General features: G+C 73.8%; 19 protein-coding genes. 15 read left to right on the forward strand and 4 right to left on the reverse strand.

Features of this window, described 5'->3' with window-relative positions; genetic code table 11:
- The first annotated feature begins 96 nt into the window (after positions 1–96).
- From RM425_RS03930 to RM425_RS03950, 5 genes are all read left to right on the forward strand, one after another.
- Positions 97–1287, forward strand: a complete 1191-nt coding sequence (locus RM425_RS03930) for a cell division protein PerM (RefSeq protein ID WP_311343852.1) — start codon at positions 97–99, stop codon at positions 1285–1287.
- Positions 1288–1331: 44 nt separating this feature from the next.
- Positions 1332–1946: a phosphoribosylglycinamide formyltransferase gene (purN, locus tag RM425_RS03935; RefSeq protein ID WP_311343853.1), complete on the forward strand. Its 615-nt coding sequence runs from the start codon at positions 1332–1334 to the stop codon at positions 1944–1946.
- Positions 1943–3493 (forward strand): bifunctional phosphoribosylaminoimidazolecarboxamide formyltransferase/IMP cyclohydrolase, encoded by a 1551-nt coding sequence (purH, locus tag RM425_RS03940; RefSeq protein ID WP_311343854.1) that lies wholly within the window; start codon positions 1943–1945, stop codon positions 3491–3493. The genes purN and purH overlap by 4 nt, the downstream gene beginning before the upstream one ends.
- Positions 3493–4125, forward strand: a complete 633-nt coding sequence (locus tag RM425_RS03945) for a pentapeptide repeat-containing protein (RefSeq protein WP_311343855.1) — start codon at positions 3493–3495, stop codon at positions 4123–4125. Before purH ends, RM425_RS03945 begins: the two co-directional genes overlap by 1 nt.
- A gap of 166 nt (positions 4126–4291) precedes the next feature.
- Positions 4292–6433 carry an acyltransferase family protein gene (locus RM425_RS03950; protein ID WP_311343856.1) on the forward strand — a complete coding sequence of 714 codons (2142 nt, stop codon included), beginning with the start codon at positions 4292–4294 and terminating at the stop codon, positions 6431–6433.
- Between the two features lie 58 nt (positions 6434–6491).
- On the opposite strand, the gene RM425_RS03955 is transcribed toward RM425_RS03950, so the two are convergent.
- Positions 6492–7016 (reverse strand): hypothetical protein, encoded by a 525-nt coding sequence (locus RM425_RS03955; RefSeq protein ID WP_311343857.1) that lies wholly within the window; start codon positions 7014–7016, stop codon positions 6492–6494.
- A gap of 92 nt (positions 7017–7108) precedes the next feature.
- On the opposite strand from RM425_RS03955, the gene RM425_RS03960 reads away from it, so the two are divergent.
- From RM425_RS03960 to RM425_RS03980, 5 genes are all read left to right on the forward strand, one after another.
- Entirely contained in the window at positions 7109–7978 is an 870-nt protein-coding gene (locus tag RM425_RS03960) for a bifunctional methylenetetrahydrofolate dehydrogenase/methenyltetrahydrofolate cyclohydrolase (RefSeq protein WP_311343858.1), read from the forward strand.
- Positions 7975–8280, forward strand: a complete 306-nt coding sequence (locus RM425_RS03965) for a DUF3017 domain-containing protein (protein WP_311343859.1) — start codon at positions 7975–7977, stop codon at positions 8278–8280. The genes RM425_RS03960 and RM425_RS03965 overlap by 4 nt, the downstream gene beginning before the upstream one ends.
- Before the next feature lie 56 nt (positions 8281–8336).
- Positions 8337–9290 (forward strand): malate dehydrogenase, encoded by a 954-nt coding sequence (gene mdh / locus RM425_RS03970; protein WP_311343860.1) that lies wholly within the window; start codon positions 8337–8339, stop codon positions 9288–9290.
- Positions 9291–9391: 101 nt separating this feature from the next.
- Positions 9392–10606, forward strand: coding sequence for an NADP-dependent isocitrate dehydrogenase (locus tag RM425_RS03975; protein WP_311343861.1), 1215 nt, complete (start codon positions 9392–9394; stop codon positions 10604–10606).
- 197 nt (positions 10607–10803) lie between these two features.
- Positions 10804–11694, forward strand: a complete 891-nt coding sequence (locus tag RM425_RS03980) for a hypothetical protein (RefSeq protein WP_311343862.1) — start codon at positions 10804–10806, stop codon at positions 11692–11694.
- 91 nt (positions 11695–11785) lie between these two features.
- Here RM425_RS03980 and RM425_RS03985 read toward each other — a convergent pair whose 3' ends face one another.
- A complete protein-coding gene (locus RM425_RS03985) occupies positions 11786–12679 on the reverse strand; it encodes a CAP domain-containing protein (RefSeq protein ID WP_311343863.1) in 894 nt (297 codons plus the stop codon).
- A gap of 273 nt (positions 12680–12952) precedes the next feature.
- Between RM425_RS03985 and RM425_RS03990 the strand changes: the two genes are divergently transcribed.
- Entirely contained in the window at positions 12953–14299 is a 1347-nt protein-coding gene (locus RM425_RS03990; protein WP_311343864.1) for a hemolysin family protein, read from the forward strand.
- Here RM425_RS03990 and galE read toward each other — a convergent pair.
- Positions 14296–15249, reverse strand: coding sequence for a UDP-glucose 4-epimerase GalE (gene galE, locus RM425_RS03995; RefSeq protein WP_311343865.1), 954 nt, complete (start codon positions 15247–15249; stop codon positions 14296–14298). The two genes, RM425_RS03990 and galE, sit on opposite strands and share 4 nt — an antisense overlap.
- Positions 15250–15284: 35 nt before the next feature.
- Between galE and hisC the strand changes: the two genes are divergently transcribed.
- The 3 genes from hisC to RM425_RS04010 are packed head-to-tail and all read left to right on the forward strand — an operon-like array spanning position 15285 to position 18026.
- On the forward strand, positions 15285–16409 hold the full coding sequence (gene hisC, locus RM425_RS04000; RefSeq protein WP_311343866.1) for a histidinol-phosphate transaminase: 1125 nt from the start codon (positions 15285–15287) through the stop codon (positions 16407–16409).
- Positions 16410–16461: 52 nt separating this feature from the next.
- Positions 16462–17481, forward strand: coding sequence for a tryptophan--tRNA ligase (gene trpS / locus RM425_RS04005; protein ID WP_311343867.1), 1020 nt, complete (start codon positions 16462–16464; stop codon positions 17479–17481).
- Positions 17478–18026, forward strand: a complete 549-nt coding sequence (locus RM425_RS04010) for a 2'-5' RNA ligase family protein (RefSeq protein WP_311343868.1) — start codon at positions 17478–17480, stop codon at positions 18024–18026. Before trpS ends, RM425_RS04010 begins: the two co-directional genes overlap by 4 nt.
- On the opposite strand, the gene RM425_RS04015 is transcribed toward RM425_RS04010, so the two are convergent.
- Positions 18007–19263 carry a D-alanyl-D-alanine carboxypeptidase family protein gene (locus RM425_RS04015; RefSeq protein WP_311343869.1) on the reverse strand — a complete coding sequence of 419 codons (1257 nt, stop codon included), beginning with the start codon at positions 19261–19263 and terminating at the stop codon, positions 18007–18009. The two genes, RM425_RS04010 and RM425_RS04015, sit on opposite strands and share 20 nt — an antisense overlap.
- Before the next feature lie 271 nt (positions 19264–19534).
- Between RM425_RS04015 and RM425_RS04020 the strand changes: the two genes are divergently transcribed.
- Positions 19535–20581, forward strand: coding sequence for a BMP family lipoprotein (locus tag RM425_RS04020; RefSeq protein WP_311343870.1), 1047 nt, complete (start codon positions 19535–19537; stop codon positions 20579–20581).
- Positions 20582–20694 lie beyond the last annotated feature (113 nt).

A 20694-nucleotide genomic window follows, 5' to 3' on the forward strand; every position in this document is an offset into this window, starting at 1 on the left:
GCCGCCGGCCCTGACCGCTCCGTCGGGTTCCCGGTTTGTCGGGTCGCCGGGCGCGTGCGGCGACCGTGGACGCCGCCCTCTTGGGAGACTGGCCCCGTGGTCTCGTTGCTCGCACGTCTGCCCAGGAAGGGTTCCGACGACGGCGACGGACCGCTCCCGCTGGTCTGGCTCGCGCTCGCCGCGGCCGTCGTCGTGTCGGTCGCCGGCCTCGGCGTGCTGGCCCTGGCGGTCGGTGTCGTCTCCACCCTGGACCCCGCCGGTGGGCCGGGCGCCGGCGGATCTGTCCTGCTGGCCGCCCGGCTGTGGCTGCTGGCCCAGGGGGCGGGCATCACGGTCGCCTCCGGTCCGATCGTGCTCGCTCCGCTGCTGCTCACCCTCGGTATCGCGTGGGGTCTGGCCGGTGTCGGCCGCGTCGTGGTCCGGGTCGCCGGTCCCACCGGCACGCGGGACGCGGTGCGCGCCGTCGGTGTCCTGACCGGCGCTCACGTCGTCCTCACCGCGGTCCTGGCGCTGGTGGCCGACGGGCCCGGCGCCGACGTCGGCCTGCCGCGCGCGGTCCTGGGCAGCGCCCTCCTGTCGGTCGCCGCGGCCGGGTGGGGAGTGAGCCGGGAGTCCGGCGCGCTCGACGCCGCCCTCGGCCGGCTGCCGTCGCAGACCGGCCCGGTGCTGCGCGGTGTCCTCGCCGGCCTGCTCACCGCGCTCGCCCTGTGCCTCGCCGTCGTCGTGATCGCGCTGGCCGCCGACGCCGACGGGTACGCGGCCGTCTCCGGCCGGCTCGGCGGAGCCGGCGCGGGAGCGCTCGGGCTCCTCGGGCTGGGGGTGCTGCTGCTGCCCAACGCCGCCGCGGCGGTCCTGGGCCTGGCCGCGGGGCCGGGGTTCTGGGTGGGCAGCGGCACGTTCGTGTCCGTGCACGGCGTGACGCTGGGACAGGTGCCGGCGCTGCCGATGCTCGCCGCACTGCCCGACACCCAGGCGGTGCCCCTGCTGGCGTTCGCCTCGCAGGCGATCCCCGTGCTGGCCGGCCTGGTCGCGGGACGGACCCTGGCCCGTCGCTTCGCGGCAGGCGACGGCGGCTCGGTCGTGGCCGGACTCGGCGGCGTGCTCGCCGGCGTCCTCCTCGGCGGGGCCTGCGGTCTCCTGGTCCGGGCTGCCGGCGGTTCGCTCGGCGACGCCGGCCTCGCCCAGGTGGGGGCGCCGCCGGTGGCCACGGGCGTGGCCGTCGCGGCGCAGGCCGGCATCGCCGCAGCGCTCGCGGCCACGGCCACCCGGTGGCGCACCGCCGCCTGACGCCGCCCGCCAGGCCCGACCGGGCCGGCGGTTAGGGTCGCGGGGTGAGCAGCCCCGGGCGATCGACGTCTCGGGCACGGGTCGTCGTCCTGCTGTCCGGCACCGGCTCGCTCTGCGCCGCGCTGCTCGACGCGACGGACGACCCCGCCTACCCCGCCGACGTCGTCGCCGTGGGGGCCGACCGCCCGGCCGCCGGCCTCGAGCACGCCCGTCACCGCGGCATCCCCACCTTCGTCTGCGCGCTCCGTGACCACCCCGACCGCGGCGCCTGGGACCGGGCGCTGGCCGCCGAGATCGCTGCCTGCGATCCGGATCTGGTCGTCTCGGCCGGCTTCATGAAGATCGTCGGACCGGCCGTGCTGGTCGCCGTCGGGGACCGCATGGTCAACACGCACCCCGCGCTGCTGCCGGCCTTCCCGGGCGCGCACGCGGTGCGGGACGCCCTCGCCGCCGGCGCCGTCGTCACCGGGGCCTCGGTCATCACGGTCGACGCCGGCGTGGACACCGGCCCGGTGCTGGCCCAGCGCGAGGTGCCGGTGCTGCCCGACGACGACGAGTCCCGACTGCACGAACGCATCAAGGCCGTGGAGCGCGAGCTCCTGGTGGAGACGGTGGCCCGCCTGGTGGCCACCGGGACGAGAGGACACAGCTCCCGATGAGCGACCGCAGCCCGATCCGTCGCGCCCTCCTCGGCGTCTACGACAAGACCGGCATCGAGGAGCTGGCCCGCGGGCTGGCCGGCGCCGGCGTGGAGCTGGTCAGCACCGGCGCCACCGCCCGCCGGATCGCCGACGCCGGCATCCCGGTCACCCCGGTCGAGCAGGTGACCGGCTTTCCGGAGTGCCTGGACGGGCGGGTCAAGACCCTGCACCCCTCGGTGCACGCGGGCATCCTCGCCGACCGCCGCCGGCCCGAGCACGTGGCGCAGCTCGAGGAGCTGGGGATCGCCGCTTTCGACCTGGTCGTGGTCAACCTCTACCCGTTCACCGAGACGGTGGCCTCCGGCGCGGCGCCCGACGAGTGCGTCGAGCAGATCGACATCGGCGGGCCCGCCATGGTGCGCGCGGCGGCGAAGAACCACCCGTCGGTCGCCGTCGTCGTCGACCCCGCGCGCTACGACGACGTCCTGGCCGCCGTGTCCGACGGTGGGTTCACGCTCGAGCAGCGCCGCCGCCTGGCGGTCGCCGCGTTCCGGCACACCGCGTCCTACGACATCGCCGTCGCCTCCTGGATGGGCAGCGTCCTCGCGCCCGACCCGGACACCGACTTCCCGGAGTGGGTCGCCGCGAGCTGGGAGCGGGCCGACGTGCTCCGCTACGGCGAGAACCCGCACCAGGGCGCCGCCCTCTACCGCGGCACCGTCCCCGGGCTGGCGCACGCCGAGCAGCTGCACGGCAAGGCGATGTCCTACAACAACTACGTCGACACCGACGCCGCGTGGCGGGCAGCGCACGACCACGCGGACCCGTGCGTGGCGATCATCAAGCACGCCAACCCTTGCGGGATCGCGGTCGGGCAGGACATCGCCGCGGCGCACCGCAAGGCGCACGCGTGCGACCCGCTGTCGGCCTTCGGCGGCGTCATCGCGGCCAACCGCGAGATCGACCTGACGATGGCCGAGCAGGTCGCCGAGGTGTTCACCGAGGTCGTGGTCGCCCCGTCGTTCACCGACGACGCGCTGCGGGTGCTGACCGGCAAGAAGAACATCCGGCTGCTGCGCCTGCCGCACCTGCCCGGGGCCGCCGCGGAGCTCCGGCCGGTCAGCGGCGGGCTGCTGCTGCAGGCCACCGACCGCATCGACGCCGCGGGGGACGACCCGACGACCTGGACCCTGGCGACCGGGGAGCCCCTGGACGCGGCCGGCCTGGACGACCTCGTGTTCGCCTGGCGGGCGGTCCGCGCGGTGAAGAGCAACGCGATCCTCCTGGCGCACGACCGGGCGACCGTCGGCGTCGGCATGGGCCAGGTGAACCGGGTGGACTCCGCGCGGCTGGCCGTGGCGCGGGCGGGGGAGCGGGCGACCGGTTCGGTGGCGGCCTCTGACGCGTTCTTCCCGTTCGCCGACGGTCTCCAGGTGCTGCTCGACGCCGGCGTCCGCGCCGTCGTCCAGCCCGGCGGGTCGGTGCGCGACGAGGAGGTCGTCGCAGCGGCGGCCGCCGCCGGCGTGCCGCTCTACCTGACCGGTACCCGCCACTTCGCGCACTGATGGTTTCGTCGCGCCCGCACGTCGGCCCGCCGGAGCCGGGGGCGGAGGTGGAGGGCGCGGACTTCGCCCGGGTCGACTGGTGGGGCGCCGAGCTGGACGGCGTCACCTTCACCCGGTGCCGGTTCGACGACGCCTCGCTCGAGGAGCTCGTCACCCGTCGCTGCGTGTTCGACCAGTGCGTGCTGACCGGTGTCCGGCTGAGCGGTTCGCGGCACTCCGGGTCGGCGTTCCTCTCCTGCCGGTTCGACCGGGCCGTGCTGCGCGACGTCACCTGGGACGGCTGCAAGCTGACCGGTTCGCAGTTCCCCGGCGCGCACCTGCGGCCCATGACCGCGACGGAGTGCGACTGGAGCTACGCCAACCTGCGTGCCGCCGACCTGTCCGGGCTGGACCTGTCGGGCCAGCGATTCCGGGAGACCGACTTCACCGACGCCGACCTGCGGGAGTGCGACCTGAGCGGCGCCGACCTGGACCGGGCACGGATGCAGGGCGCGAAGCTGCGCGGCACCGACCTGCGCCGCGCCTCGACGGACGCGGTCAACTGGCTCGCCTTCGAACTGACCGGCGTCCGGCTGGACCTGGCACAGGCGGTGCAGTTCGCCCGTGCGCACGGGGCGCTCGTCGAAGGCTGACGGGTGCCCGCGGGCGCACGTCCACGCACCGGACGGGCAGTGATGGGTGGGGCGTGGGGGTGACGTGGTCCGCGTGGTGAGCACGGGCGTGGAGGTCTGAATCCCTGCTGGATCAGCCCGCGCGTCCACGGATCGCCCGCCGTAGGCGTCGGTACTTTTCGTCCTCGTGACGCTCCTCATCGGCACGGCGACCGCCGTCGCACCGCCGGCCCCGGTGAGTCCTGCACGGACCGCCGCGCCGGCCGGAGCGACTTTTCGCGCGGACATCCAGGGCCTGCGTGCCGTGGCCGTCGGGCTGGTCGTCCTCTACCACCTGTGGCCGAACCGACTCACGGGTGGGTTCGTCGGCGTCGACGTCTTCTTCGTGATCTCAGGCTTCCTGATCACGTCGCACCTGTGGATGCATCCCCCGGGGAGTGCCCGCGACCTGGCCCAGTTCTGGGCTCGTCGCGTTCGGCGGCTCCTGCCTGCGTCCCTGCTCGTGCTCGCGGCGACCGCTGTCGCCACCCGCGTGGTGGCCCCGGAGACGCAGTGGGCCGCGACGGCCAGGGAGATCATCGCCTCCGCTCTGTACGTGCAGAACTGGCAGCTCGCCTCCACGTCCGTCGACTACCTGCTCGCCGGTGCCGCCGCGTCTCCCGTGCAGCACTTCTGGTCGCTGTCGGTCGAGGAGCAGTTCTACCTCCTGTGGCCGGTGTTCATCCTGCTCATGGCGGGGCTGGCGGCCTGGACCGGTCTGTCCCTGCGCGTGGTCGGCGGAGGTGGCGTGGCACTGCTCGTCGTCGCATCGCTGGCCTACTCGATCCACGCGACGGCGACCGAACCCGCAGCGGCGTACTTCGTCACGCCGGCTCGGATCTGGGAGATGGCGGCCGGCGGGCTCCTCGCGCTGGCCATCTCGGGGCGCAGCACCCGGATGGGCACGGGCCGGGCGCGGATCGGACTGGCGTGGCTCGGCTACGCGACGATCGGGTTCGCTGCCCTCACCTACTCGGCGGCCACACCGTTCCCTGGCGTGGCGGCCCTGCTGCCCGTGCTCGGAGCGGTCGCCGTGCTGGCGGCGGCTGCTCCGGAGGGGCGGTTCGGCCCCGGGCGGGTGCTCCATCGACGTCCGGTGCAGGGGCTCGGCGACTGGTCGTACTCCGTGTACCTCTGGCACTGGCCGTTGATCGTCCTGCTGCCGCACGTCAGCGGCGGCCACCTCGGGCGGCTGGACAAGGTGACCGTTCTCGTCCTCTCCGTGGTGCTCGCCGGAGTGACGAAGAGGCTCGTCGAGGACCGATGGCGGAACGGGCGCCGCGGGGCACCTCTCCGGCGGACGTTCGCCGTGGCTGCGGCGGGCATGGCCGTGGTCCTGGCCGTGGGTGCCGTGCAACTGGCAGAGGTGAGCCGCAACGAGTCGCAGGCCAGGGAAGAGCTCCTCCAGGCGATCTCCGGCGGCGATCCCTGCTTCGGCGCAGCCGCCATGGCGCCCGACGCCGGCTGCGGGACCACGGACGCCGGCCAGGTCGTCCCAGCCCCCGCGCACGCCCTCGACGACAGGTCCGAGGCCTACGGCCGGAACTGCTTCACCTCCGCACCCTTCACCGAGTTGCGGCAGTGCGTGTTCGGTGATCCCGACGGAGACGTCTCCATCGCGCTCGTGGGGAACTCCCATGCGGGTCACTGGTTGCCGGCCCTCCAGACGATCGCCGAGCGGCGCAGCTGGCGGATCACCACGTTCCTGGCGTCCGAGTGCACCATCAGCACCACTCCCGTCCAGTGGGACTCCGAGCGGAAGACGGAGGGGTGCCTCGATCGGTCGGCTCGCGTGGTGGACCAGACCGTGGACGGTGACTTCGACCTCGTCGTCGTCTCGGAGAGGAACGGCCGTCCCGCCGTCGGGCACGATGCCGCTGACAGCCACGACCAGTGGGTGAAGGGATACCGGGGCCCGGTGGCTGCCTGGTCGGCCGCGGACCTTCCCGTCCTGGTGCTGCACGACACCGCCACTCCGGGTGCGACGTTGTCGTCGGTGCCGGACTGCATCGCCGCGAACCCCGAGGACTTCGAGACGTGCTCGGGCCCGAGGGGTCGGTGGGTCCCGGAGGACCCGCTCGTGCAGGCAGCACGGGAGCAGCGCGACGAGGACATCGCGGCCGTCGACCTCAACGACATGCTGTGCGAGGAGACGACGTGCCACAGCGTGATCGGTGGCGTCCTCGTCTACTACGACGCGTCCCACATGACCGCCACGTTCTCCAGGACGCTCGCGCCCTACCTCGAGCCGGCCCTGGCGGAGGCGTTGGCCGGGGCCGGGCGACGCTGAGCCGCGAGACCCCCCGGCGCACCAGCGCTGTGCGGCGCTCCGGACCGGCATGCCTTCGCTAGCGGTACCGCTTCCCGGTGAGCAGGGCCTTGAGGCTGCCCAGCAGCCCCAGGACGGCGACGGCGATCGCGCACCAGAAGCCGGGGCCGAAGTCGTCGAACTCCCAGCCGGCGTCCTCCAGCGGGACGAGCACCGCCCACACGATCACACCGCTCACGATCAGCCCCAACAGGCCGAGGAAGCGGTGCGAGCGCGCCGGCAGCCACATCAGGATGCCCAGGACCAGCAGCGCGCCACCGCCGAGCACCACCGCGAGCGGCTGCCACAGGCCGTTGTCGACGACCGCGTCGAGGTCCTCGAAGCCGTCCCGCACCAGGTCCCAGCCGGTGCCGTCGACGTCCGCGAGCCAGTCCAGCGCCAGGCTGACCGCGGCCACGATCCCGGCGAGGATCAGCAGCAGCCCGCCGAGGCTCTCGGGGCCGCGGTAGGGCACGGGCTCGGCCGAGTACACCGGCGTCGTCGCCGCGGGCGGGCCGCCGGAGGCCGCGGTCGCTCCGGCGGGACTCTGCTCGGGCTGGGTCATGCCGCACCTCCGGCTCGGGTCGGGCTGGTGCGCCCGCACCGAGCCTAGGACCGCGGCACCGGTCCTGACAGTCGTGCGGCAGACTGTGCGGCGTGCCCGCGACGATCCTGGACGGCAAGGCGACGGCGGCGGCGATCCGCTCGGAACTGACGGGCCGGGTGGCTGCGCTCGCTGCGGCGGGTCACCGCCCCGGGCTCGGCACGCTCCTGGTCGGCGACGACCCGGGCAGCCGCTGGTACGTCAACGCCAAGCACTCCGACTGCGCCCAGGTCGGCATCGCCAGCATCCAGCGCGAGCTCCCGGCGACCGCCACGCTCTCCGACGTCCTCGCCGTCGTCGAGGAGCTCAACGCCGATCCGGCCTGCACCGGCTACATCGTGCAGCTGCCGCTGCCGGCCGGCATCGACGAGAGCGTCGTCCTGGAGGCCATGGACCCGGCCAAGGACGCCGACGGTCTGCACCCGGTCAACCTCGGCCGCCTGGTGCTCAACGTCCCGGGCGCCCTGCCCTGCACCCCCGTCGGCATCATCGAGCTGCTGCGCCGGTACGAGGTGCCCATCGCCGGAGCCGAGGTCGTCGTCATCGGCCGCGGCATCACCGTCGGGCGTCCGCTGGGGCTGCTGCTCACCCGCCGGTCGGAGAACGCGACGGTGACGCTCTGCCACACCGGCACCCGGGACCTGGCAGCGCACGTGCGCTCGGCCGACGTCGTCGTGGCCGCGGCCGGCGTCCCCGGACTGATCTCCGCCGACCTGGTGAAGCCCGGTGCCGCCGTCCTGGACGTCGGGGTGAGCCGCGTGGACGGCAAGATCGCCGGGGACGTCGCGAGGGACGTCGTCGAGGTCGCGGGGCACGTGGCGCCCAACCCGGGCGGTGTCGGCCCGATGACCCGCGCGATGCTGCTGCAGAACGTCGTCCTGGCCGCCGAGCAGGCGGCTGCTGTCGAGGCGCTCTCGGCGTGAGCGAGGGCCGTCCGCCGCTCTACGTCCGCCGGCCCTTCGTCGCCGGTCTGGTCCGCCAGCTGCCCCTGCTGGCCGTGCTGGCGGTGGTCGTGGTCGGGCTGGCGCTGGTCACCGTCGAGCACTGGCGCAGAGGGCTCACCGTCATGGGGCTGGCGCTGGTGGGGGCGGCGCTCCTGCGGCTCTTCCTCCCGGAACGCCGGGTGGGTTTCCTCGCCGTGCGCAGCCGGCCGGTGGACGTCGTCCTGCTGGCCGCCGCCGGCCTGGCGCTGACCACCATCACGCTGGCGATCCCGAGCCTCTGAGTCCCGCGGCGCACCCGCTGAGGCGCGGCGGCGTCCGCGGCGCTAGGTTGGCGGCCATGGCAGACAAGCCTCGGAACGGCAAGGTCACCGTGGTGGGCGCCGGGTTCTACGGCTCCACGACCGCTCTCCGTCTCGCCGAGTACGACGTCTTCGAGACCGTCGTCCTCACCGACATCGTCGAGGGCAAGCCCGAGGGCCTGGCCCTCGACATCAACCAGTCGCGGCCGATCGAGGGCTTCGAGACCCGGGTGGTGGGGGTCGGGGGCGGCTCCTACGAGGGCACCGAGGGGTCCGACGTCGTCGTCATCACGGCGGGCATCCCGCGCAAGCCGGGCATGAGCCGGATGGACCTCATCGAGACCAACGCCGGCATCGTGCGGCAGGTGGCGGAGAACGTCGCCGCCACGTCACCCGACGCCGTCGTCATCGTCGTCTCCAACCCGCTGGACGAGATGACCGCCCTGGCCCAGCTGGCGACGCAGTTCCCCAAGGGCCGCGTCATGGGACAGGCCGGGATGCTGGACACCGCCCGCTTCACCAACAACGTGGCCGAGGAGCTCGGGGTCCCGGTGTCGTCGGTGACGACGCTGACCCTGGGCTCGCACGGCGACACGATGGTGCCGGTGCCCTCGCGGTGCACCGTCGACGGCAAGCCGCTGTCCGAGGTGATGGCGCAGGACCGCATCGACCACCTGGTCGACCGGACCCGCAACGGTGGGGCCGAGGTCGTGGCGCTGCTCAAGACCGGATCGGCGTACTACGCCCCCTCGGCCGCGGCGGCCCGCATGGCCAGGGCCGTGATCGAGGACTCCGGCGCCGTGATGCCGGTGTGCGCCTGGGTCGACGGCGAGTACGGGATCAGCGGCGTCTACCTGGGCGTCGAGGCCGAGATCGGCCGACAGGGAGTGCGGAGGGTCGTCGAGGGCGACCTGTCCGAGAGCGAGCTGGCCGGGCTGCGCGACGCAGCCGAGGCCGTGCGCGCCAAGCAGGCTGACGTAGCCGACCTCTGAAGGAGGACCCCCGTCCTCCCCACCCCCCGCACGCTCGGGGCGGGACCCGGGACGGGGGCCGTTCCAGAGGGTCACCACCAGCAGAGAGAAGGAACGCGCACGTGGCGAAGATCAAGGTCGAGGGCACCGTCGTCGAGCTCGACGGCGACGAGATGACCCGGATCATCTGGCAGTTCATCAAGGACCAGCTGATCCTCCCGTACCTCGACGTGAACCTGGAGTACTACGACCTGGGCATGGAGTCGCGCGACGCGACCGACGACCAGGTCACCATCGACTCCGCCAACGCCATCAAGAAGCACGGTGTCGGCGTCAAGTGCGCGACGATCACGCCGGACGAGGCGCGGGTCGAGGAGTTCGGCCTGAAGAAGATGTGGCGCTCCCCGAACGGGACGATCCGCAACATCCTCGGCGGCGTCATCTTCCGCGAGCCGATCATCATGCAGAACGTCCCGCGCCTGGTGCCGGGCTGGACCAAGCCGATCATCGTCGGCCGCCACGCCTTCGGTGACCAGTACCGCGCCACCGACTTCAAGTTCCCCTCGGCGGGCACCCTGACGGTGACTTTCACGCCCTCGGACGGCTCCGAGCCCATCGAGCACGAGGTCTTCCAGGCCCCCGGCGCCGGCGTCTCGCTGTCGATGTACAACCTCGACGAGTCGATCCGCGACTTCGCGAAGGCCTCGCTGAACTACGGCCTCGACCGCGGCTACCCGGTCTACCTCTCCACGAAGAACACGATCCTCAAGGCCTACGACGGCCGGTTCAAGGACATCTTCGAGGAGGTCTTCCAGGCCGAGTTCAAGGAGAAGTTCGACGCCGCCGGCATCACCTACGAGCACCGGCTGATCGACGACATGGTCGCCGCCTCGCTCAAGTGGGAGGGCGGCTACGTCTGGGCCTGCAAGAACTACGACGGTGACGTGCAGTCCGACACCGTGGCCCAGGGCTTCGGCTCGCTCGGCCTCATGACCTCGGTGCTCGCGACCCCGGACGGCCGCACGGTCGAGGCCGAGGCCGCCCACGGCACGGTGACCCGGCACTACCGCCAGCACCAGCAGGGCAAGGAGACGTCGACCAACCCGATCGCGTCGATCTTCGCCTGGACCCGGGGCCTGGCCCACCGCGGCAAGCTGGACAACACCCCCGAGGTGACCCGCTTCGCGGAGACCCTCGAGCGGGTCTGCATCGACACCGTCGAGAGCGGCCAGATGACCAAGGACCTCGCGCTGCTGATCTCCAAGGACAGCCCGTGGCTGACGACCCAGGACTTCCTGGCGGCGATCGACGCCAACCTCAAGAAGGCCATGGCCTGAGGTAGTCCCTGACGTACGGCGGCCCCCGCACCCTTCCCGGGTCCGGGGGCCGCCGCACGTCCTGGATCCGGCGCGCCGCCCCGACCCAACTTCGGGGAAGTTGGCGTCCCCATGGGCGTGGGCAGCCCTCGTTCCCCGCAGTTGGTGCCTGTGGACGGGGCCGGCGCGGACCCGCGCCGCTCCGGCACCCTTCTGCGGTGCCCGCCGCTCTCCGACCGCCCGCGCTCCGGGGGGCCGTCTTCCGGAAGCGCGACGTGGTGGCGGCCGGACTGCTGTCATCCGACTGCCTGCGGAGTTCTGCCTGGCGACGGGTGTTCCGGGGCGTCTACGCCGATGCCGAACTCCCGGACTCGTTCGGCGTCCGCGTCCGCGGGGCGCGCCTCCTGGTGCCGCCGTCGGCTGTGTTCAGCGGTCGTACGGCCGCCTACCTGCACGGTGCGACCGAGCTCGCCGACCGGCGCGGCCTGGTCGAGGTCACCGTGCCGGCGGAGGTGCGGTTCGGCCCGGTCGACGGCATGCGCGTGCGACGGATCTCGCTGCCGACCTCCGACGTCGCGTATTCCGGGGGATGGCGCTGCACGAGCCGCGTCCGCACGGCGCTCGACATCGCGCGGTGGGAATCCCATCCGGACGCGGTGGCGGCGCTCGACGTCCTGCTGGCCCGAGGTCTCGTCGACGCGGACCGGCTGCGGGAGGCGGCGGGCGTGCGCCGCGGCCGGGGATCGAGGCAGGCCCGCCGGGCCGTGGAGCTGACCGATCCCCGCGCCGAGTCGCAGCCGGAGTCGCGGCTACGCGTCATCCTGACGCTGGCTGGGTTGCCACCGGTTCCGCAGCACGTCGTGCGCGGCCCCGACGGGGCGTTCCTGGCGCGGGTGGACCTCGCCTACCCGGACGTCCGCGTGGCGGTCGAGTACGACGGCGCCTGGCACGCGGAGGCCGGCCAGTTCGCGCGGGATCGTCGCCGGCTGAACGGGCTCACGGCCGCCGGCTGGGTCGTCGTGCACGTGACCGCGACCGACCTGCGCGACCCGGCCGCTCTGGTGGCGCGGGTCCGGGCGCAGATCCGGCGTGCAACTGCGGGGAAGTAGGCCTTCCCAGCCGTGCGGGAGGGCCACGTTCCGCGCAGTTGGGGTGCGGCGGGTGGCTGAGCCGGCCGGCACCACACCGCCGGTCGAGGGGTCAGCCGAAGAGCTGGGTCCACCAGGGCCCGCTGCCGCCGTCGGCGATGCCGACGCCGAGCCGCGTGAGGCTGCAGTCGAGGATGTTCGCCCGGTGCCCGGCGCTCTTCATCCACGAGTCCATGACCGCCGCGGCGTCGGCCTGCCCGCGGGCGATGTTCTCCGCCCGGGCGGAGACGCCGGCGGCAGAGGCGCGGTCGAAGGGGCTCAGACCCGAGGGGTTGACGTGGTCGAAGAAGCTCCGGTCCCGCATGTCGGCGCTGTGCGCGGCGGCGACCGCGGCCAGCCCGCGGTCCGCGGCGACCGGTGAACAGCCGGCGGCCGCGCGCTCCTGGTTCACCAGCGCCAGCACCTGCCCCGCGCGGTCCGGCTGGGCCGGCGGCGGGGGAGCGGGCGTACCGGCCAGCGTGGGCCTCGGCGCTGGGGGAACGGGCGGGGTGGTCGACGGCGCCGGTCGGGCCGGGGCGGCGGTGGTGGCCGTCGGGGGTACGGCATCGGGCACCGGGACGGCGGCCGGCGGGGGCGTCGCAGCCTCGACCGGAGCCGGAGCCGGAGCCGGCGCCGGCGCCGGAGCGGGCGTCGTCGCCGGTGCCGTCGTTTCGGCAGGCAGCACCTCGCGACCGGATCTGCTGACCGGGATCTCCACCCGCGCGGCGCCGTCGCCGTCGAGCGCCAGCCAGGCGGAGGCGCTGGCGAAGGTCGAGGACGTCGGACGGCCGTCGAGGCCCATGACCACCGGCGAGTCCGCGGAGCGTGCGGCCGCCGAGGCGTCCAGCGCGGTCCCCGACGGCGAGCCGGAGCCGGCGACGACCGGGGCGGCCAGCACGAACCCGGTCACGAGGGCCAGCACGGGGACGCCGATCCTCCAGCGCCGGGCGCGGCCGCGTGGGCCCATGGCGGGGCGGTACCGCGGGCCCGGCGTGGCGCGGTCGGTCGACAGCGATCGGCCGCTGGAACGGTGGCGCACGGGACTCCCCGGGATGATCACTATTCGTTATCGAGTCGGGACTAAATGTAAGCGCAAGAGGACGGACAGTGCACGAGACGCAGGTCACATCGCGCGGCGTGGGCACCGGCAGCGCCGGGAGCGCCGCACCGGGGGCGCCCCGCCAGGGCACGATGGGGTGCCCGCACCGCCCCCTCCCAGCACTCGAGGAGTACGCCGCCGGTGAGCGACGTCTGGCTCAACATCGTCATGGTCGTCGTCTTCGTCATGATCGGCGGGGTCTTCGCCGGCGCCGAGATCGCGCTGGTCTCGCTGCGCGAGTCCCAGGTCCGGGCCATGGCCGAGACCGGGCGCCGGGGCAAGGCGGTGCAGAAGCTGCTCAGCGACCCCAACCAGTTCCTCGCCGCCGTCCAGGTCGGGGTGACGCTGGCCGGGTTCTTCTCGGCGGCCTTCGGTGCCAGCACCCTGTCCGAGCCGCTGGCCGACTGGCTGGCCGGCCGGGGGGTCTCCGCGGGGCTCGCCGGCACGCTCGCCCTGGTCCTGGTCACGATCGCGATCAGCTACCTGTCGCTGGTCGTCGGCGAGCTCACCCCCAAGCGGCTCGCGCTCCAGCGGGCCGAGGGGTTCGCCCTGGTCGTCGCCGCCCCCCTCAACGCCATCGCCAAGCTGTCCCGGCCCGTCATCTGGCTGCTGTCCAAGTCCACGAACGCGCTGGTCCGGCTGCTGGGCGGCGATCCCACCCAGAGCGGTGAGTCGATCAGCCAGGAGGAGCTCCGCGACCTGGTCGCCGCGCACGAGTCCCTCAGCAGCGACGAGCGGCGGCTGATCGACGAGGTGTTCCGCGCCGGCCAGCGCGAGGTCCGCGAGGTCATGACCCCCCGCACCGAGGTCGGTTTCCTGGACGCCTCGATGACGACCAGCCGGGCAGCCAAGCAGGTCGCCGACTCGAACTGGTCACGCTTCCCGGTGGCCGGCCGCGACCAGGACGACGTCGTCGGCTTCGTGCACGTCCGCGACCTGTTCCTCCCCAACCACCCGGCCGGTCGGGCCGCCACCGTGGGTGACCTAGCCCGCGAGGTCAAGCGGCTGCCCGGCACCGCCGGGGTGCTCACCGCGCTCAGCGAGATGCGGCGGGAGAACCAGCACCTGGCGATCGTCGTCGACGAGTACGGCGGAACCGACGGGATCGTGACGCTGGAGGACCTCATCGAGGAGGTCATCGGCGAGATCTACGACGAGTACGACGCCGAGGTCGAGCCGGAGGCGCGTCAGTCGCCGGACGCCCCGCGCGAGGTCGACGGACTGCTCAACCTCGACGACTTCACCGAGGTCACCGGGCTACACCTGCCGGAAGGTCCCTACGAGACCGTGGCGGGGTACGTGCTGGCCGGTCTCGGGCGGCTCCCCGAGGTGGGCGACACCATCGTGGTGGAGGGCCGGGAGATCACCGTCGTCGAGCTGGACGGACGGCGGATCGCCCGGTTGCGGGTGGACCCGCCCCTGCCGGAGCCCGAGGACGGCGAGGCGGCCGGGACCGACCCGGACGGCGTCGAGCGCCCGACGGTCTAGCGGGTCCGCGCGACGCCCCAGGCGTCGCGGACGATGCCCACCAGGTCGGTGTGCCGGGGCGCCCAGCCCAGGTCGGCACGGATGCGGTCGCTGGAGGCCACCAGCTGTGCCGGGTCGCCGGCCCGCCGTGGGCCGTCGGTGGTCGGGATCGGGTGGCCGGTGACCTCGCGGGCGGCGTCGACGACCTGCTGCACGGAGAAGCCGGTGCCGTTGCCGAGGTTGTAGATGCGGTGCTCACCGGCCGACGGCGCGGGCAGCGCCAGGAGGTGGGCGTCGGAGAGGTCCTCGACGTGCACGTAGTCGCGGATGCAGGTGCCGTCCGGCGTCGGGTAGTCGCGGCCGAACACGGTCAGCGACTCGCGTTGCCCAGCTGCGACCTGCAGCGCGAGCGGGATGAGGTGGGTCTCGGTCGCGTGTCGCTCGCCCAGCCCGAACGCCGCGCCGGCCACGTTGAAGTACCGCAGGCTCACCGCCGCGAAGCCGTGCGCCACCGCGTAGGAGGTCAGCATGTGGTCGACGGCGAGCTTCGAGGCGCCGTAGGTGTTCGTCGGCCGGGTCGGTGCGTCCTCGCGGATGGGCACCTGGTCGGGCTCCCCGTAGGTGGCCGCGGTCGAGGAGAAGACGATCCGGCGGCAGTCGGCGGCGCGCATCGCCTCCAGCAGCGCCAGCGAGCCGCCGACGTTGGTCGACCAGTAGTCCTCCGGCTGCTGCTGCGAGACGCCGACGAGCGACCTGGCCGCGAAGTGCAGCACCGCCTCGGGGCGGACGTCGGCGAGCACCGGCGCCGAGTCGTGCAGCGACACCTCCGCCAGCGTCGCGCCCGACGGCACGGCGTCGGCGTGCCCGGTGGAGAGATCGTCGAGCACCGTGACCTCGTGGCCGTCGGCGAGCAGGGCAGCGGTCACTACGCTGCCGATGTAGCCGGCTCCACCGGCGACCAGAACGCGCATGCCGCCACCCTAGGCGGCCGAGGAGGTCGAATCCCGTGGTGAGCCCGCGCCCGGCGGTTGAGGCACTGCCGGCGTACCGGCCCGGGCGCAACCCGGCCGATCTGGCCCGCGAGATCGGCGTCGACCGCGCGATCAAGCTGGCCAGCAACGAGGTCGCCTTCCCACCGCTGCCGGCCGTCGTGCAGGCCGTGACCGCTGCCGCCGGGGAGACCAACCGCTACCCGGACAACGGGGCCGCCGTCCTCACCGCGGCGCTCGCGGAGCGGTACGGCGTCGACCCCGGGCAGATCGCCAGCGGCTGCGGCGCGGTGACGCTCTGCCAGGAGCTCGCCCAGGCCTACAGCGAGCCCGGCACGAGCATCGCCTTCGCCTGGCGGTCGTTCGAGATGTACCCGTTGCTGGCCCGGGTGGCCGGCGCCCGGCCGGTCCAGGTGCCCCTGGTCCCCGGTCGCGACGGCGGCCCCGCCGACACCCACGACCTCGACGGGCTGCTGGCCGCCATCGACGACACCACCCGCCTGGTCTTCGTGTGCAACCCGAACAACCCCACCGGGACGGCGGTCCGTCGCGGGGAGCTCGAGCGGTTCCTCGACGCGGTCCCGGCGACGACGCTGGTCGTGCTGGACGAGGCGTACCGGGAGTTCGTCAGCGACGGGGACGTGCCGGACGGCGTCGAGCTGATGCGCGGCCGGGACAACGTCGCCGTCCTGCGCACCTTCTCCAAGGCGTGGGGCCTGGCGGGACTGCGGGTGGGCTACCTGATCGCCGAGGACCCCGCCGTGGCCGAGGCCGTGCGCAAGACGCACGTCCCCTTCAGCGTCTCGATGCTCGCCCAGGCCGCCGCCGTCGCGGCCCTGGCCAGCGAGGACGAGGTGCGCCGGCGGTGCGCCGCCGTCGTCGCCGAGCGGGCGCGGCTGACCGGTGAGCTGCGCGAGCGCGGGCTGGACGTCGCCGACAGCCAGGCGAACTTCGTCTGGTTGCCGGTCGGGGAGCAGGCCGCTCCGCTGGCCGAGGCCCTCGAGGCGCGTGCGGTGATCACCCGGCCGTTCCCGGGCGAGGGGGTGCGCGTCACCGTCGGTGCGCCCGAGGAGGACGACGCCTTCCTGGCCGCGCTGGACGCCGTGCGCGACGACGTGCGGGTGGCGGTCCGCCCGGCCTGAGTCCTCACCGGTTCGGGGGAGGCCGGAACGAGGAGTTCGGGCGGCTGGTTTGATGGCGTCCGTGCCTCTTCCCCGTGTGCTCTCCGGCATCCAGCCGTCCGCGGGCTCCTTCCAGCTCGGCAACTACCTCGGTGCGCTCCGGCAGTGGGTGGCGCTGCAGGACACGACCGAGGCGTTCTACTGCGTCGTCGACCTGCACGCGATCACGTTGCCGCAGGACCCCGCCGAACTCCGCCGGAGCACGCTGGTCTCGGCCGCGCAGCTGCTGGCGCTGGGCGTCGACCCGGCCCGCAGCACGCTGTTCGTGCAGAGCCACGTGCCGGAGCACCTCCAGCTGTCCTGGGTCATGGAGTGCCTGACCGGGTTCGGCGAGGCCGGCCGGATGACGCAGTTCAAGGACAAGAGCCAGCGCGAGGGCACCGCCGGGGCGACCGTCGGCCTGTTCACCTACCCGGTGCTGCAGGCGGCGGACATCCTCGTCTACCAGGCCGACCAGGTGCCGGTCGGTGAGGACCAGCGCCAGCACCTGGAGCTGACCCGCGACCTGGCGACGCGGTTCAACAGCCGTTTCGGGACGACGTTCACGGTGCCGGCCGCCTACATCCCGCCGGGCGCGGCGAAGATCCTGGACCTGCAGTCGCCGGAGCGGAAGATGAGCAAGAGCCTGCCGCCGGCGGGCACGGTGTACCTGCTCGACGAGCCGGCGGTGACGGCGAAGAAGATCCGGTCGGCGGTGACCGACACCGGCCGCGAGATCATGGCCGACGCGGTGGCCAAGCCCGGCGTCACGAACCTGCTGACCATCCACAGCGCGCTCTCCGGGCGCAGCGTGCGGGAGCTCGAGGAGCACTTCGCCGGCCGCGGCTACGGCGACCTGAAGAAGGAGCTGGCCGAGGTCGTCACCGAGTTCGTGACGCCGGTGCGGCAGCGCACCACCGAGCTGCTCGACGACCGGGCCGAGCTCGAGCGGATCCTGGCCGACGGCGCCCAGCGCGCCCGCGAGGTGGCGCGGCAGACCGTGGCCGAAGTGTACGACCGCGTCGGTTTCCTCGCCCCGGGGGCGCCCGCATGACCACGGGGGACCCGGCGGAGGCCACGTCGGTGATCGGCGTCGTGGTGACGGTGCCGGAGCCGTGGGCCCAGCTCCTCGTCGACTGGCGCACCAAGGTGGGCGATCCGCAGGCCCGGCTCGTGCCCCCGCACGTGACGCTGCTGCCCCCCACCGAGGTGCCGATGGCCGACCGGCCCGCGGTCGCCGAGCACCTCGCCGGTGTGGCCCGCGCCCACCCCGCGTTCACCATGCACCTGTCGGGGACCGGCACCTTCCACCCGGTCTCGGACGTGGTGTTCGTCGCGGTCGCCCGCGGGATCGGTGACTGCGAACTGCTGGCCGGCGTCGTTCGCCAGGGTCCGCTGGCCCGGCCGCTGGCCTACCCGTACCACCCGCACGTGACCGTCGCGCACGACGTGGCCCCCGACATGCTCGAGCTGGCCTACAGCGGGCTGGCCGACCTCTCGGCCGAGTTCCGGGTCGCGCATTTCACCGAGTTCGAGCAGACGCCCACCGGCGCCTGGGCCGTCTCCCGCGAGTACCCGCTCACCGGTCCGCCTCGCTGACGTACCGCACCGCCCTCCGCCGGCCGACCACGGTGGCTGCGACGACGCCCGCCGCGGCCACCGCCAGGGCGGCGCCCAGCAGCAGCGGGGGCGCGTCCTCCTCCGGGTCCGGCGGAACCGCCGCCGCGGGCTGCCCGGCGGCGGGCCCCGCCGAGGGCGTCACCTCGGTCACCTCGGCCGGCTCGGCCGGCTCGGCCACCTCGGCGGACTCGACCAGGTCGGCCGGCTCGACGAGCCGGCCGACGCCGTCGGTCCCCGGCGGGACGGCGAAGCCCCAGTCCAGCAGCAGCGCTGCCTGGTCGGCGGCGCGCAGCGGCTGGTTCTCGGTGTCGAGCACGCTCACGACCAGCCGGCGGCCGTCCCGTTCCGCCGCGGTCACGAACGCGTGCCGGGCGGCGTCGGTGAATCCGGTCTTCCCGCCGAGCGTGCCCGGGTAGCCGGCGAGCGGGTTCTGGTTCTGGATCTGGAAGCCGGGGGCGCGGCCGGGCACCTCGGGCACCTGTGCCGTCGACGTGGTGAGCAGCGCGGCGGTCACCGGGTCCTCGACCAGGTCGCGGAAGATCAGCGCCAGGTCGTAGGGCGAGGAGGACTGCCCGGCGACGTCCAGCCCGGAGGGCCCGCCGACGACGGTGTCGTAGGCGCCGATCGCCTCGGCCGTCTCCGTCATGGCCGCGACCGTGGCCTCGGTGCCCCCGGCCGCGCGGGCCAGCGCGTTCGCCGCGTCGTTGCCCGACTGCAGGACGAGCCCCTGGAGGAGGAGGCCGACGGAGTACTCCCCACCGGCGAGCAGGCCGACGCGGCTGCCCTCCATCTGCTCGTCCTCCGGTGTGCCCACGACGACCTGCGCCGGATCGAGCCGGGGTGCCAGCGTCAGCAGGGTCAGCGCCTTCAGCGTGCTCGCCGGGTAGTACCGGCCGTGCGGGTCCCGGGCGGCGAGCACCGCGCCGGACCGTGCGTCGGCCACCAGCCAGCCGGAGGCGGCCAGCGGTCCGGGGAGCGGGGGCGTGCCGTCGGCCACGACCAGCCGCCGCGTGTCCAGGTCCTCGCCGCCGACCGTGCTGCCGTCGGGAGCGCTGCCCTGCGGAGGCCGCTCGGTCCGTGGCGCGCTCGGGGTGGGCGCACCCGGATCCGCCGTCGGACGCGGTGCCTCCCCGGACGCCGCCGTCGCCGGGAGCACGACGAGCCCCGCGGCCAGCAGAGCGGCTGCCGGTCCGCGCAGGCCACCCCGTCGTCCCATGCGCTGAACGGTAGGGGGCGCGCCCCGCGCCGGCGCGCGTGACCCGGGACACCGTCCGGGGGAGCCGGGGCGGCGCTTCGCAACGATCGGGTCTCAGTCCACGGCGCGACCGGGGGCGGTCCACGGACCCGCGGTTAGCGTTCTGCGTCGTGTCCCGCCGCGGTGCGCTCCGGCGCCCGGGGAGGAACACGACAGAAGGACTTCACCGGGACGCGCAGCCTCGAGGCGCGCGGGTCCCCCCAGAGAGGAGATCGTCTTGCGCCGAGCGCGGATGACGAAGACGGCGGCGCTGCTGCTGGCCGGCGGCCTGGCCCTGTCGGCGTGCGCCAGCGACGAGGACGGCGGCGACGGCGGCAGCGGCGGCGCGAGCGACGGCGACCTCAAGGTCGGTGTCGCCTACGACACCGGCGGCCGTGGCGACAAGTCCTTCAACGACTCGGCCATCGCCGGTGTCGAGGCGGCCGTCCAGGAGCTGGGTGGCGACGTCGAGGAGGACATCGAGGAGCTCTCGCCCAACGACGACGGCTCCAACCGCGAGGAGCTGCTGACCCAGCTCGCCGAGAACGGCTACAACCCGGTCATCGCGGTCGGCTTCGCCTACGGCGACATCATCGCCGACATCGCGTCGGACTACCCCGAGACCGACTTCGCGATCGTCGACACCTCGGTCGAGGACATGGGGGAGGACAACCTCACCGGCCTGGTCTTCGCCGAGGAGGAGGGCAGCTTCCTCGCCGGCGTCGCCGCCGCCTCCAAGAGCGTGACCGGCCACATCGGCTTCGTCGGCGGCCAGGAGAGCCCGCTGATCAAGAAGTTCGAGGCCGGTTTCAAAGCCGGTGCCAAGGCCGTGGACCCCGACATCATCGTCGACACGACCTACCTCTCCCCGGCCGGCGACCCCTCCGGCTTCGGTGACCCCGAGGGCGGCAAGGTCGCGGCGCAGAGCATGTACCAGTCCGGCGCGGACATCGTGTTCCACGCCGCCGGCGGTTCTGGCGAGGGCGTCTTCGAGGCTGCTGTCGAGGCGGGGCAGCGCGCCATCGGGGTCGACTCCGACCAGTACCTGAGCGCGTCGCCGGAGCAGCAGGCCGTCATCATGACGTCGATGCTCAAGCGGGTCGACAACGCGGTCGAGGCCTACATCACCGACGTCGCCGAGGGCGACGTCGAGGGCGGCACCGACATCCTCAACGACCTCTCCACCGAGGGCGTCGGGCTGTCGGAGTCCGGTGGCTACATCGACGACATCCAGGACGTCCTCGAGGACTTCCGCCAGCAGATCATCGATGGCGACATCGAGGTTCCCACCACCCCGTGACACCGGCGCGGGACCGCTCTCGGCGGTCCCGCGCTCACGGGTCGGTCCCACGGCGGGCCCGGGCGCACTCCGCCCGGGCCCGCCGTTGCCGTGAGGGCTGGTGCACCGCCGTG

It is taken from the genome of Blastococcus goldschmidtiae, assembly GCF_031845325.1.
Lineage (GTDB): Bacteria > Actinomycetota > Actinomycetes > Mycobacteriales > Geodermatophilaceae > Blastococcus > Blastococcus goldschmidtiae.